This is a genomic window from uncultured Altibacter sp. (genome assembly GCF_963972995.1).
GTDB lineage: Bacteria > Bacteroidota > Bacteroidia > Flavobacteriales > Flavobacteriaceae > Altibacter.
Genome location: NZ_CAXAXI010000026.1, coordinates 1 through 13,306, shown reverse-complemented (window position 1 = coordinate 13,306; position 13,306 = coordinate 1). Strand labels below are relative to the sequence as shown.

Annotated in this window: 13 protein-coding genes and 1 pseudogene; 11 read left to right on the top strand and 3 right to left on the bottom strand. The window is 40.4% G+C overall.

Going from position 1 to position 13,306, the window contains the following annotated elements; genetic code table 11:
- Window positions 1–100 precede the first annotated feature (100 nt).
- The 3 genes from AACZ11_RS10610 to AACZ11_RS10600 form a co-directional block, all read right to left on the bottom strand.
- Window positions 101–1,462, bottom strand: coding sequence for a RagB/SusD family nutrient uptake outer membrane protein (locus AACZ11_RS10610; RefSeq protein WP_290627929.1), 1,362 nt, complete (start codon window positions 1,460–1,462; stop codon window positions 101–103).
- 21 nt (window positions 1,463–1,483) lie between these two features.
- On the bottom strand, window positions 1,484–4,489 hold the full coding sequence (locus AACZ11_RS10605) for a TonB-dependent receptor (RefSeq protein WP_290627931.1): 3,006 nt from the start codon (window positions 4,487–4,489) through the stop codon (window positions 1,484–1,486).
- 118 nt (window positions 4,490–4,607) lie between these two features.
- Window positions 4,608–6,305, bottom strand: a complete 1,698-nt coding sequence (locus AACZ11_RS10600; RefSeq protein WP_290627933.1) for a hypothetical protein — start codon at window positions 6,303–6,305, stop codon at window positions 4,608–4,610.
- 183 nt (window positions 6,306–6,488) lie between these two features.
- Between AACZ11_RS10600 and rpsL the strand changes: the two genes are divergently transcribed.
- The 11 genes and pseudogenes from rpsL to AACZ11_RS10545 form a co-directional block, all read left to right on the top strand.
- Window positions 6,489–6,863 carry a 30S ribosomal protein S12 gene (gene rpsL, locus AACZ11_RS10595; protein WP_006795815.1) on the top strand — a complete coding sequence of 125 codons (375 nt, stop codon included), beginning with the start codon at window positions 6,489–6,491 and terminating at the stop codon, window positions 6,861–6,863.
- Between the two features lie 23 nt (window positions 6,864–6,886).
- Window positions 6,887–7,363 (top strand): 30S ribosomal protein S7, encoded by a 477-nt coding sequence (rpsG, locus tag AACZ11_RS10590; RefSeq protein ID WP_034259318.1) that lies wholly within the window; start codon window positions 6,887–6,889, stop codon window positions 7,361–7,363.
- 3 nt (window positions 7,364–7,366) lie between these two features.
- On the top strand, window positions 7,367–9,499 hold the full coding sequence (gene fusA / locus AACZ11_RS10585) for an elongation factor G (protein ID WP_290627952.1): 2,133 nt from the start codon (window positions 7,367–7,369) through the stop codon (window positions 9,497–9,499).
- Between the two features lie 10 nt (window positions 9,500–9,509).
- A complete protein-coding gene (gene rpsJ / locus AACZ11_RS10580) occupies window positions 9,510–9,815 on the top strand; it encodes a 30S ribosomal protein S10 (RefSeq protein WP_010181931.1) in 306 nt (101 codons plus the stop codon).
- A 189-nt stretch (window positions 9,816–10,004) separates the two neighbouring features.
- On the top strand, window positions 10,005–10,616 hold the full coding sequence (gene rplC, locus AACZ11_RS10575; protein ID WP_290627995.1) for a 50S ribosomal protein L3: 612 nt from the start codon (window positions 10,005–10,007) through the stop codon (window positions 10,614–10,616).
- Window positions 10,616–11,245, top strand: coding sequence for a 50S ribosomal protein L4 (rplD, locus tag AACZ11_RS10570; RefSeq protein ID WP_290627997.1), 630 nt, complete (start codon window positions 10,616–10,618; stop codon window positions 11,243–11,245). The genes rplC and rplD overlap by 1 nt, the downstream gene beginning before the upstream one ends.
- Window positions 11,246–11,252: 7 nt before the next feature.
- On the top strand, window positions 11,253–11,543 hold the full coding sequence (rplW, locus tag AACZ11_RS10565; protein WP_034259313.1) for a 50S ribosomal protein L23: 291 nt from the start codon (window positions 11,253–11,255) through the stop codon (window positions 11,541–11,543).
- A 26-nt stretch (window positions 11,544–11,569) separates the two neighbouring features.
- The gene (gene rplB, locus AACZ11_RS10560) at window positions 11,570–12,394 is read left to right on the top strand and encodes a 50S ribosomal protein L2 (protein ID WP_288001142.1); all 825 of its coding nucleotides are present in this window, start codon (window positions 11,570–11,572) and stop codon (window positions 12,392–12,394) included.
- A 3-nt stretch (window positions 12,395–12,397) separates the two neighbouring features.
- Window positions 12,398–12,676, top strand: a complete 279-nt coding sequence (gene rpsS, locus AACZ11_RS10555; protein ID WP_034259310.1) for a 30S ribosomal protein S19 — start codon at window positions 12,398–12,400, stop codon at window positions 12,674–12,676.
- A 6-nt stretch (window positions 12,677–12,682) separates the two neighbouring features.
- Window positions 12,683–13,093, top strand: a complete 411-nt coding sequence (gene rplV / locus AACZ11_RS10550; protein ID WP_290628003.1) for a 50S ribosomal protein L22 — start codon at window positions 12,683–12,685, stop codon at window positions 13,091–13,093.
- A gap of 3 nt (window positions 13,094–13,096) precedes the next feature.
- Window positions 13,097–13,306, top strand: a pseudogene (locus AACZ11_RS10545) (30S ribosomal protein S3); the annotation flags it as partial.

The following is a 13,306-nucleotide window of genomic DNA, read 5'->3' as shown; positions in this document are numbered from 1 at the left end:
TTTAGTTTTTTAGTTTGCGTTAGGATAGAGAATTTAAGGACTCTAAAAGAAAAAGGCCATTACGAATAATGGCCTTTTTTGGGATTGTTTGGACTAAGAATTAATACCCGGGGTTTTGGTCTGCTTGGCTAATATTTGAATTAGTATCTATCTCATCAGATGGAATAGGCCAAAGATTCATACGTGCAGGAATAAAAACGCTTCCCGGTTTGTCTTGAATAATTTGGTCTGCTACGCCTAGTCTTTTGATGTCATACCAACGATGACCCTCAGCATAAAATTCTACTAATCTTTCTCTGGAAAGAATGTCGCGGAAATTTCCAGCCGTTACGGTAACAGGTGCAACACCTGCTCTTTGTCTAACCTGATTTACTTTAGTTGTGGCAACACCAAATTGATTCATTCTCGCCGCAACCTCTGCTTGATACAACAATACATCTGCATATCTAATAACGTTTACTTCGTCAGATCCATTTGCAGTATCGTCATATTTGTTAATTATATTATCAAAATTCCCAACGGTAACTAATAGATCTCCTCTGGAACCACCGTCAGCTGCTATTGCATCGATAAGGGTTTGAGAAGCAAATACCTCTCTTCTTCCTCCGTCTGAAGAAGGGTAGAAAAAGAAAGCTAATCCATTTCCATCAGTGATTGAGAAATCCAATTTGAAGATAGTCTCACTTTTAATTCCATCAGAGAAATTTTGGCTATACGAAGAAGTTAATGAAAAATTGCCTTCAATAGCATTTAAGTCTTGCATTGCTGCAGCATAGTCACCAGTTTCAGTGTTTAACTTAGCTCTAAAAAAACGTGCAGAATATTCTCCAATAAAATATCCGTCATCAGCATTTATTGAAGAAAGCTGGTCTACTGCAAAATTTAAATCTGCTAAAGATTGCTCATAAACCTGTGCCAACGGAACTCTTGGAGAACCTTCAAAATCACCTGTAATGATAGGAGACTCTAAATATACCGGCACGGCGCCAAAAAGACGTCCTAAGTTTAAATAAGCTACTCCACGTAATGCACGTGCTTGTCCTAAGAAACTGCTCGTCTGCGCTGCGGTTAATTGACCACTTATGGCTTCGATACCAGCAATAAAAAAGTTAACATCGAAAATCACATCGTAGTTCGCTTGCCATATACCTAGGTTCTCGACATTATTGGTTGCAATGTCATTTCCTGCGAATTCCGCAAATGAGGGAAACGAACCTGTATGTACAAGTTCATCACTGTACAAACCATTTTGATAGATGGCATCTCCCTGAAAGAACCCGTCATTTTGAGCAGCGGCATAAATACCATTTAAGGCAGCTTGAGCCGTTTGTAGGTCAACAATCAATTCGGTAACCGGAATACTAGTAACCGGTTCTACGTTGTTTTCAACGAAATCATCTGCACACGACACCAAGGAGAATGTCGCAAAGATGAAAATCGAAAATTTTAAAATATTTTTCATAATTAGATACAATTTTTAGTGTTATAGAGATGCGTTAAAACCTATTTTAAAGGTGCGGTTCAAACCTTGAGTAAAGAAATCAGTAGAATAGGCTGTGTTAACAGCTCCAAACGTACTTACTTCCGGATCAAACCCACTGTAATCAGTTATAGTGAGTAAATTATCGACAGAAACATACACTCTCACAGACTCGAACCAGTTTATATCTCTAATAGTATATCCTAAAGATATTTCTTTTAATCTGAAATAATCCCCATCCTCAATGAACCTAGACGAATCTTGGTTATTATAAGATTGTAGTGCTCCGGTACGTGGTCTAGGAAGATCCGTGTCTGTATTAGTAGGAGTCCAATAATCCAATTGACTAGCAAACTTATTGAAGGTTCTGCTTCCGGATGCACCGGCAAATGCCAAAGTATTATTATAGATGTTATAATCTAATGCAAAGTTGGTATTCGCCGTAAAATCAAAGTTCTTATAATTCATGGTCAATCTGAAGTTACCTGTAACTCCTGGAAGACCCTTTCCGATAAATACACGGTCATCATCACTGATATCGCCGTCACCATTGGTATCTACATAACGAACGTCTCCGGGAGAAACACCTCTGTCCAATAATGGTTGAGGAATAGCATCACCTTCTTGCCACAGACCATTTGCCTGAAGTCCAAAGAAAGCTCCAATGGGTTGCCCAACATCAATTCTGGTAGCAAAACCGGCATCGATTGGTAACGGTTCCCCGTCAGCATCGTTGAATAAGGCGGTTACTTCATTTTCTAAAGTAGCTACGTTCACCAATATTGACGCGTTAAAATCGTCAGATTTTATAATTTTAGCATTAAGAGATACTTCGTGACCGCTGTTGGTAATCTCGGCAACGTTGTCGTTAATACCTCCACCACCTGTTACAGAATTTGGGGTAGGACGCGTTAATAATACATCGGTAGACTCTTTCTTGAAATAATCGTAGGTTATAAAGATTCTGTCATTAAAGAACCCTAATTCAGTTCCAACGTTTAACTGTGCCGTTTCTTCCCATGTTAATAATGGGTTTGCGATCTGGACAACTTGTGTTCCTGAAAGATCTGCGTAGTTAGCAGTTCCACCTAGAGATAAATAACCAAATGCTCCAAGAGGCTCACTGTTACCAGTAACACCATAAGAGGCTTTTAGTTTAAAGAAGTTAAATGTTTCGCTATCACCAAACCAATCTTCTTTAGATACAATATAGGCTCCGGAGATTGCGGGGAAATAACCAATACGGTCTTCCAAGCTAAAACCTGAATAAGCATCTGCTCTCATAGAAGCTTCTATGAAGTACTTCTTAGCCCAATCTAATCCTACACGTGCAAAATATCCAAATCTTTTTTCACGAATTAAATTTTGGGATGCTGTCGTTGGTGTAGAAGCAGCTCCAAGATAAGTAATTCCATTTGGAAAACCGGTAGCAGCTAATAGCACTGAATTGTTTTGATCATTTTGAAACTCATAGCCCGCAAGTGCATTAAGAGCTAACTGACCAAATTTTTTGTTATAGTTGAAAGTTTGATTCATAATGAGTGTTTCTACCAGATTAATATCTAGTGACCCACTTCCGTCTGGATCTCCAGAAGGATGTTCAGCAGGGAAGAAACTACGCTCGGTGAAATCAATTCTGCTGTAGGAAACTCTAAAGTTAGTGCTTAGATCATCATAAAATTGATATCCTGCACTTAAGCTTCCGATAAAACGCTGAGTTTCAGTTTCTCCAACAACTACTGTTGCATTTTGTAATGGATTCGAAAATGTAAAATCGCTAGTGTTAAAAGTTCCGTCTTCGTTAAACAACATATTTCCGGGAGCTTCTAAAATGGCAGTTGTTAATGGTGCGAAGATATTATTATCACTGTTGATCAGAGACTGGTTCTCATTAGTCAAAGAAGCACTTCCTGTAGCGGTAAACTTAGAATCGCTAGAATTGAATGTACCTGTAACCTGTCCATTTTTACGCTTATAATCTTGACCAAGTAAAACACCTTCTTGCTCATAGCTTCCGAAACTCGAATAGAAGGTTACATTGTCGCTTCCGCCAGTAATTGAAGCATCGGTACTGGTAAGAAATCCACCTCCCGGGCGATATACGGCACTAATATAATCGTCTCCTTCATCTTCAAGAAATGCAGGATCATCCTCAAAATCACCGTTAGTTGCCGCTACAAAACGAGCATATTGTCCTGATGTAAATACTTCAGGTCTTTCGATTTCTCTTTGATATCCTGTGTAATGGTTAACATTTGCGCGGAATACTCCTTTTTTACCTTTTTTGGTAGTAATTAAGATAACCCCATTCGCAGACCGAGATCCATAAATAGATGCTGCTGCAGCATCTTTAAGTATCGTTACACTCTCAATATCGTTGGCGTTGATAGAACTTAAAGGGCTCGTATCTTGGCCTCCAAAAGCACGAAGACCACTGGATAGATTATTAGCACTAATAGGCACACCATCAATAACATATAGAGGGCCGTTCGATGTTAACGAAGAAGGTCCACGAACCAAGATATTAACCGCAGCTCCGGGAGCACCAGAAGCCTGTCCACCAAATACACCTAAAGCATTACCTTGAATGGATTTAGCGATGTTTGGTGTAGAGACGTTTTGAATTTGCTCGGCTGTAACGGTTGTGACACTCGTTGTAAGCTCCTTAGCTTTTTGTTCTCCATAACCTGTGATCACTACTTCATCCAATTGTGCACCTGGTGTCATGGTTACATTAATGGTGGTTTGAGCCCCTACAGGAATCTCCTTGGTCTCAAAACCTACGTAGCTATACATAAGTGTTTGATTCGCCTGCGCCTGGATAGAATAATTTCCATCAAAATCAGACTGAGTTCCTGTGTTGGTGCCTTTAATGATAATGTTGGCACCTGGCAGTGGAAGACCCAAATCGTCCGTCACCGTTCCTGTAATTGTTTTTTCTTGTGCAAAAGTGAGCTGCACTACTAACACTAACAAAAGTGTTAAAATTCCACTAAACTTTGTTTTCATTTTATGATTTATTTGAATTAGCCAACGCCAAAAGTCTCAATAAAAAGTAGATTAAACAACTTTTTAAACTTAAAATTTATCTTTTTTTAATGATTTCTTGACTTAGCTATGTTAAAATTTAAAATCTGGAAGTCAGGCTTAGATGAATTTTGGTATTTGAGAATGCAAAATCTTGCTGGCTGCCACTTCCGTTGGCGATGTTAAATTTAAATATTCCGGCCTTAGTCCGCATGCCTAAGCCAATTCCAAAACTGTACAACTGTTCTTTTTGCGTAAATAATTGATTCTCAAAATACCCAAGGTCAATAATACTGTGTAGGTATATACTAGGGGAAAAAGAATAACGGTATTCGGTATTTAACACCGAAAAAAGCGAGGCGTCGATACTGTTCTCGTTGAAACCGCGAATACTGTTAATTCCTCCAAATCGAAATAATTCGTTGGTTACATAGGTGTCGGATAATAAAAAGCTTGTATTATTCTGTAAAAAGAAGGAATTCTTATTATTCAAATTAAAGATGTGATTGGCCGTTACACTAATACGTTGCTGCGCTTCGGTAGCAGACCGCAGTTCTCGCTGCCCTATTTCGGCATCTAAAGATAAAAGAGTCTTTACGGGAAACAGAAAACTGTTTTGTGGTTTCATGAATGACAAGCCGGCAATGGCAAATCTGGAGGTGTAATCATCTATTGGCGTTCCGGCTACGGTTGTCTCAAGTAAATTGCTGGACTCATATCCTTTATAGCCCGCGTAGGTCGACGATGATGGATTTATCTGGTATGTCACTCTAACTTGTTGTTGGGTGGTGACAAAAGTGCTATCCCGTTTAAATATTTGAAGTTCGGCGCCTAGTCCAAAAGGTGTCTTGAAAAGATATGGCATGGTGACCCTAACCCTAAAGTTCTGTTGTTCGTTGCCATCGGCCTTGTAATTTATGAGCAATTGTTCTCCAAAATTCAGGTTGTTGTTTAGCTCTAAATTCAAATACCCGTTGAATTCCAGTCGTTGGGTATCTTCATTCGTGGCAAATCCCAAAATACCGTCAAACAAATTGTTGTTCTCCTTTTTTAGATAAAAATAGACAGTGGTATTGTTTTTTCTGAAGAGCGCTTCTGGAGGTTTTATCGTTGAGACAAAGCCCAAGCCATTTAACACCTCGTTTTGTGCCACCAATTTTTTTTGACTGAAACGCTTTCCTTTCTTCACGCCGGCAAAATAAGTGAGATATGATTTTGGAAATTTCTCATATCCTTTAACAACAATGGAATCGATGGTTCTAAGATTTCCAGTGCTAATAACCAAGTTTGCCGAAAGTGAATTATCTTCGTTCTTGACGATATTGGTAAGACTTGTTCGGGTAAATGGATCACCGTTCTCAGCTACTAAAGCATTGAGCTTTCGCAATGACGACGATAGCTTCGGAAAGGTAAGCGAGAAATAAGTTTCGGTTACGTTCTGAGAGATCTTCTGAAGGATCTTTTCTGAAACAAGAGTGTTGTCATAGAATATCTTGATGGTCTTGAATCTTTTTCCTAAAAAAAAACGGGCGGTATGAAGGCTGTCGTTTTCCTTCCGAAGCATTCGCAATTCACTTTCAATGTAGCCGATGTTTTGAAACTTTTGAAGCAGGGAATCCGTTTCCGCTTCAAGCGATCGATAATCGTTAAAACGCAACTGCATACCCAAGCTGTCCAAGAGCGATGCAGAGACTGTTTCTTCGGCCTCTATATTTAACTGCAATTGCTGGGCTCCTACTGCCCAAAAAATAGCGGTATATATATTAAGGTATAAAATTAAGGAGAGACTTTTTTTCAACAACTATCATTTTGACTTGTAAAACTAACGTTTCATCGCCGGTTTTAATATCTCTATTGTGAAATAATAGAACCGTCGGTAAAATTACTTTAGGAACGTTTGATTAATTCAATTTTATTTCTACCTTTGCAAGCCCTTAAAAAGAGGGATTTTATATTTAATAAAGTATAATTAAAAGTTTATATGCCAACAATTTCACAATTAGTACGAAAAGGAAGAGCCAAAATAACCAAGAAGAGTAAATCGGCTGCTTTGGATTCGTGCCCTCAACGAAGAGGTGTGTGTACGCGTGTATATACCACTACGCCTAAGAAGCCTAACTCTGCTATGCGTAAAGTAGCAAGGGTTCGGTTAACAAATGGTAAAGAGGTAAACGCTTACATCCCTGGTGAAGGTCACAATTTGCAAGAGCACTCGATAGTATTGGTTAGAGGTGGAAGGGTAAAGGATTTACCGGGAGTTAGATACCATATCGTTCGTGGCGCTTTAGACACCGCCGGTGTTGCAGGTAGAACACAACGTAGATCTAAGTACGGTGCAAAACGCCCTAAGAAGTAATTAAAAAACTTTAAAGAGAAGACATGAGAAAAAGACAAGCCAAAAAGAGACCCCTTTTGCCGGATCCAAGGTTTAACGACCAGTTGGTAACACGTTTTGTAAACAACATGATGTGGGACGGAAAAAAGTCGGTGGCTTTTAAAGTGTTCTACGATGCGATTGATATTGTAGACGAGAAAAAAACAGACGATGAAAAAACGGCATTAGAGCTTTGGAAAGATGCACTTTCCAATGTAATGCCTCACGTAGAAGTTCGCAGTCGTAGAGTTGGTGGGGCTACCTTCCAAATTCCTATGCAAATTCGTCCCGATCGTAAAATTTCAACTGCAATGAAGTGGTTGATCCTTTACGCACGTAAGAGAAACGAAAAATCTATGGCGCAAAAGTTGGCCGGCGAGATCCTTGCTGCCGCTAAAGAAGAAGGCGCTGCGGTTAAGAAGCGTACCGATACGCATAAAATGGCCGAAGCAAACAAAGCATTCTCACATTTCAGATTCTAAAAAATGGCACAAAGAGATTTAAAATTTACAAGAAATATAGGTATTGCTGCGCATATTGATGCCGGTAAAACCACCACTACAGAGCGTATACTGTACTATACCGGAGTAAGTCACAAGATTGGTGAAGTACACGATGGTGCAGCTACTATGGACTGGATGGAACAGGAGCAGGAAAGAGGTATTACAATTACTTCTGCCGCTACTACCTGTACTTGGAAGTTCCCATTGAAAAATGGCGAGCCTGTGGACGAAACAAAAGATTACCACTTTAATATTATTGATACTCCGGGTCACGTTGACTTTACCGTGGAGGTAAACCGTTCGTTGCGTGTATTAGACGGACTAGTATTCCTTTTTAGTGCGGTAGATGGTGTTGAGCCACAGTCTGAAACAAACTGGAGACTTGCCGATAACTATAAAGTGCCACGTATTGGTTTCGTGAACAAAATGGACCGTCAGGGATCTAACTTCTTGGCTGTTTGTCAGCAAGTAAAAGACATGTTGAAGTCTAATGCTGTGCCTATTGTATTAAACATTGGGGACGAAGCAGACTTTAAAGGGGTGGTCGATTTGGTGAAGAACCGTGCGATCATTTGGCATGACGAAACGTTAGGAGCTACCTTCGACGTTGTTGATATCCCTGAAGACATGAAAGAAGAAGCAAGAAAGTACCGTGGTCTTCTTATTGAAGAGGTTGCTGCGTACGATGAGAACTTGCTTGAAAAATATATGGAGGATGAAGATTCTATTACCGAAGAGGAAGTGCATGCTGCACTTCGTGCTGCCGTAATGGATATGTCTATTATTCCTATGATCTGCGGATCGGCATTTAAGAACAAAGGAGTTCAATTCTTATTGGATGCTGTTTGTCGTTACTTGCCTTCTCCTGTAGATAAAGAAGGTATTATTGGGGTGAACCCTGAAACTGAGAAAGAAGAGATCCGTAAGCCGGATGTATCTGCACCTTTTGCGGCCTTGGCATTTAAGATTGCTACCGATCCTTTCGTAGGTCGTTTGGCATTCTTCCGTGCGTATTCCGGACGTTTGGATGCAGGTTCGTATATCTTGAACAACCGTTCAGGAAAGAAAGAGCGTATTTCTCGTATCTACCAAATGCACTCTAATAAACAGAATGCTATCGATTATATCGAAGCAGGTGACATTGGAGCAGCTGTAGGTTTTAAAGATATCAAGACTGGAGACACCATGTCTGATGAGAAACATCCTATCGTGCTGGAGAGTATGAACTTCCCGGATCCGGTAATTGGTATCGCTGTAGAACCAAAGACGAAAGCAGATGTCGATAAGTTAGGTATGGCTTTAAGTAAATTGGCGGAAGAAGATCCAACATTTACCGTTCGTACCGATGAGGCTTCAGGACAAACCATTATTTCCGGTATGGGTGAGCTTCACTTAGATATTATTGTAGATCGTTTGCGTCGTGAATTTAAAGTTGAGGTAAACCAAGGTCAACCACAGGTTGAGTACAAGGAAGCCATTACAAAAGCAGCAGATCACCGTGAAGTGTATAAGAAACAATCAGGTGGTCGTGGTAAATTCGCCGATATCGTATTTACATTGGAGCCTGCGGAAGAAGGAAAAGTTGGACTTGAATTCGTGAATGAGGTAAAAGGGGGTAACGTACCTAAGGAATTTATTCCGGCTGTAGAAAAAGGATTCAAGCAAGCAATGGTCAATGGTCCATTGGCAGGATTTGAAGTAGACAGCATGAAAGTTACTTTAAAGGACGGTTCGTTCCACCCTGTGGATTCGGATGCCTTATCTTTCGAGTTGGCAGCTAAGATGGGCTTTAAAGCCGTTGCTAAGAAGGCAGGAGCTGTAATTCTTGAGCCAATCATGAAATTGGAAGTAATTACACCTGAGGAGAACATGGGTGATATCGTTGGTGACTTGAACCGTCGTCGCGGTCAAGTAAATAACATGAGCGACAGAGCCGGAGCTAAAGTTGTAAAAGCTGAAGTGCCACTTTCTGAAATGTTCGGTTATGTAACCACATTAAGAACCTTGTCATCAGGTCGTGCCACATCAACAATGGAATTTGCGCACTATGCTGAAACTCCTTCGAATATTTCAGAAGAAGTGATCGCAGCTGCAAGAGGAACCGCTAACGTATAATATTTCAGCAATGAGTCAAAAAATAAGAATCAAACTAAAATCTTACGATCACAATTTAGTGGACAAATCTGCTGAAAAAATCGTTAAGACCGTAAAAAGTACCGGTGCTGTTGTAACGGGTCCCATCCCATTACCAACGCACAAGAAGATCTTTACCGTATTGCGTTCACCGCACGTAAACAAGAAGAGTAGAGAGCAGTTCCAGTTGAGCTCGTATAAGAGGCTATTGGATATCTATAGCTCTTCTTCAAAAACCATTGACGCACTCATGAAGCTTGAGTTGCCAAGTGGTGTTGAGGTGGAAATCAAGGTTTAGTTATAAGCGTTGGTTTGTCCCGAACTCGCTTCGGGGTCTTGTGAAGAGAAAAATGTCCTCAACGATGGTTGGGGAAAAACGGAACAAAATAATATTCAGGGTTGAATTTATTTTGACCCTGTTTTTTTCTGAAGGGATTCCTTCAGAATGGATAAAAAGTGAATAATTAATAACTAATAATAAATAAATATGTCTGGGTTAATTGGAAAAAAGATAGGGATGACCAGCATCTTTGACGAGAACGGAAAGAACATTCCGTGTACCGTGATCGAAGCAGGCCCCTGTGTTGTTACCCAAGTCAGAACCAAAGAGGTTGACGGGTACGAAGCTCTTCAACTTGGTTTCGATGACAAGAAGACTGTTACAAAAGCTGCCGAAGGGCATGCTAAAAAAGCAGGAACCGTTGCAAAACGCAAAGTCGTGGAATTCCAAGGATTTGAAGAAGATTACAAATTAGGTGATACCATCACCGTAGAGCACTTTATTGAGGGAGAGTTCGTGGATATTTCAGGAACATCTAAAGGTAAAGGATTCCAAGGGGTTGTGAAGCGTCACAACTTTGGAGGAGTTGGGCAGGCGACGCACGGTCAACACAACCGTTTGAGAGCTCCTGGTTCCATTGGTGCAGCATCTTATCCTGCGAGAGTATTCAAAGGAATGAAGATGGCCGGCCAAATGGGTAATGAAAAAGTGAAAGTTGAAAATTTAAGGGTTTTAAAAGTAGTTCCAGAAAAGAACCTACTAGTGGTTAAAGGATGTGTTCCCGGCCATAAGAACGCTTATGTAATGATTCAGAAATAATGAAGGTAGCTGTATTAGATCGTAACGGAAAAGACACGGGAAGAAAGGTTGAACTTTCTAAGGATGTGTTCGGAATTGAGCCTAACAATCACGCCGTATACCTGGATGTGAAGCAATATCTTGCCAATCAACGGCAAGGAACTCACAAGGCGAAGGAGCGTGCAGAGATTGCAGGGTCAACCCGAAAGATAAAGAAGCAAAAAGGAACTGGTACGGCCCGTGCGGGTAGTATCAAGTCCGGTGTATTTAAAGGGGGTGGTAGAATGTTTGGTCCAAGACCGCGTAACTACTCTTTTAAATTGAATAAGACATTAAAGCGTTTGGCGCGTCGTTCGGCCCTGAGTATCAAGGCAAATGATAAGGCAATTGTGGTGTTGGAAGACCTTAATTTTGATGCACCTAAAACAAAGGATTTTACCTCAGTTTTAAAGACCTTAGGGCTTGAAAACAAAAAATCTTTGTTTGTGTTGGGAGAGTTAAATAATAATGTATATTTGTCGTCTCGCAATTTGAAAGGTACTGAAGTTGTAACTAGCTCAGAATTAAGTACTTATAAAATTATGAATGCAAACAGCGTTGTGTTGTTTGAAGGTTCTTTGGAAGGAATTGAAACAAACTTAAGTAAATAGAAACAAGATGAATATCTTAATAAAACCTATAATTACGGAAAAAGCTACACGTGATGCAGAAGACAAGAATGTTTTCGGTTTTGTAGTAAACCCAAAGGCGAACAAGGTAGAGATCAAAAAAGCGGTGGAAGCTGCTTATGGCGTTTCTGTTGAAAAAGTTCGTACAATAAATGTCCGCCCTAACAGGAAGACCCGATATACAAAAACGGGAATCCAAACTGGTAAAACAAATGCTTACAAAAAAGCAATTGTACAGGTGGCGGAAGGTGATACAATAGATTTTTACAGTAACATCTAAGTTCGCTTAGATTTAATTAGACAAACATGTCAGTAAGAAAATTAAAACCTATCACCCCAGGTCAGCGATTTAGAGTTGTAAATGGATTTGACGCCATTACAACTGATAAGCCGGAGAAAAGTTTATTAGCTCCGAATAAAAGATCTGGTGGTAGAAACAGTCAAGGTAAAATGACCATGCGCTATATTGGTGGCGGTCATAAGAGAAAATATCGAATTATCGATTTTAAGCGTGACAAAGCGGGAATCCCTGCGACCGTCGCGACCATTGAATACGATCCTAACCGTACGGCTTTTATCGCTTTATTGAATTACCAAGATGGTGAAAAGCGGTATGTAATTGCACAAAACGGGCTACAAGTTGGTCAAAACATAGTTTCCGGTGAGAGCGTAGCTCCAGAGATTGGAAATGCTATGACACTTGCCAACATTCCATTGGGTACAATCATTTCTTGTTTAGAATTACGTCCCGGTCAAGGAGCTGTTATGGCACGTAGTGCCGGAGCATTTGCTCAATTGATGGCACGTGACGGGAAGTACGCTACTGTTAAGTTGCCTTCCGGGGAGACCCGATTGGTATTGGTTACCTGTATGGCGACCATCGGAGCTGTGTCAAACAGTGACCACCAATTGTTGGTGTCCGGTAAAGCAGGTCGTTCAAGATGGTTAGGCAGAAGACCTAGAACCAGACCGGTAGTAATGAACCCTGTTGATCACCCAATGGGTGGTGGTGAAGGTAAATCTTCCGGAGGTCACCCGCGTTCTAGAAACGGTATTCCTGCAAAAGGATATAGAACCCGTTCTAAAACGAAATCTAGTAACAAATATATAATCGAACGTAGAAAGAAATAAGCTATGGCAAGATCATTAAAAAAAGGACCTTACGTTCACTACAAGTTAGAGAGTAAAGTACAAGAGAATGTGGAATCTAACAAGAAGACCGTTATCAAAACTTGGTCACGTGCTTCAATGATTACACCGGATTTTGTTGGGCAAACCATCGCAGTACACAACGGACGTCAATTTGTTCCCGTATATGTAACTGAGAATATGGTAGGACATAAACTAGGAGAATTTTCACCTACTCGATCATTCCGTGGTCATGCTGGTGCAAAAAACAAAGGAAAAAAATAATAGGCCATGGGAGTTCGTAAAAGAGAAAGAGCAGAGCAGATCAAGGAAGCAAAGAAGACAACATACTTTGCTAAGTTGAATAATTGCCCTACATCACCAAGAAAAATGCGCTTGATGGCGGATCTTATTCGCGGGGAAAAAGTAGACAAGGCACTAAATATTTTGAAGTTTAGTTCTAAGGAATCATCACGTCGTTTGGAGAAGCTTGTATTGTCTGCAATTGCAAACTGGCAAGCAAAGAACGAAGATGCTTCTTTAGAAGATGCAGATCTTTTCATTAAAGAGATCCGTGTGGATGGCGGAACGATGTTAAAAAGACTTCGTCCTGCACCACAGGGTCGCGCACACAGAATTAGAAAACGTTCCAACCACGTAACATTGGTTTTAGGAGCTAACGATAACACACAAAGCAATTAATAAATGGGACAGAAGACAAATCCAATCGGGAATCGCCTTGGTATTATTAGAGGATGGGAATCCAACTGGTACGGAGGTAACGACTACGGCGATAAATTAGCCGAAGACGACAAGATTAGAAAATATGTTCACGCTCGTTTAAGTAAAGCTAGTGTGTCTAGAGTGATTATTGAGCGTACGCTTAAGCTTGTAACCGTTACTATTACCACTGCC

Coding starts and splice junctions, on each gene's coding strand:
- AACZ11_RS10610 (WP_290627929.1), bottom strand. CDS start 1,462: ATGAAAAATATTTTAAAATTTTCGATTTTCATCTTTGCGACATTCTCC.
- AACZ11_RS10605 (WP_290627931.1), bottom strand. CDS start 4,489: ATGAAAACAAAGTTTAGTGGAATTTTAACACTTTTGTTAGTGTTAGTA.
- rpsL (WP_006795815.1), top strand. CDS start 6,489: ATGCCAACAATTTCACAATTAGTACGAAAAGGAAGAGCCAAAATAACC.
- rpsG (WP_034259318.1), top strand. CDS start 6,887: ATGAGAAAAAGACAAGCCAAAAAGAGACCCCTTTTGCCGGATCCAAGG.
- fusA (WP_290627952.1), top strand. CDS start 7,367: ATGGCACAAAGAGATTTAAAATTTACAAGAAATATAGGTATTGCTGCG.
- rpsJ (WP_010181931.1), top strand. CDS start 9,510: ATGAGTCAAAAAATAAGAATCAAACTAAAATCTTACGATCACAATTTA.
- rplC (WP_290627995.1), top strand. CDS start 10,005: ATGTCTGGGTTAATTGGAAAAAAGATAGGGATGACCAGCATCTTTGAC.
- rplD (WP_290627997.1), top strand. CDS start 10,616: ATGAAGGTAGCTGTATTAGATCGTAACGGAAAAGACACGGGAAGAAAG.
- rplW (WP_034259313.1), top strand. CDS start 11,253: ATGAATATCTTAATAAAACCTATAATTACGGAAAAAGCTACACGTGAT.
- rplB (WP_288001142.1), top strand. CDS start 11,570: ATGTCAGTAAGAAAATTAAAACCTATCACCCCAGGTCAGCGATTTAGA.
- rpsS (WP_034259310.1), top strand. CDS start 12,398: ATGGCAAGATCATTAAAAAAAGGACCTTACGTTCACTACAAGTTAGAG.
- rplV (WP_290628003.1), top strand. CDS start 12,683: ATGGGAGTTCGTAAAAGAGAAAGAGCAGAGCAGATCAAGGAAGCAAAG.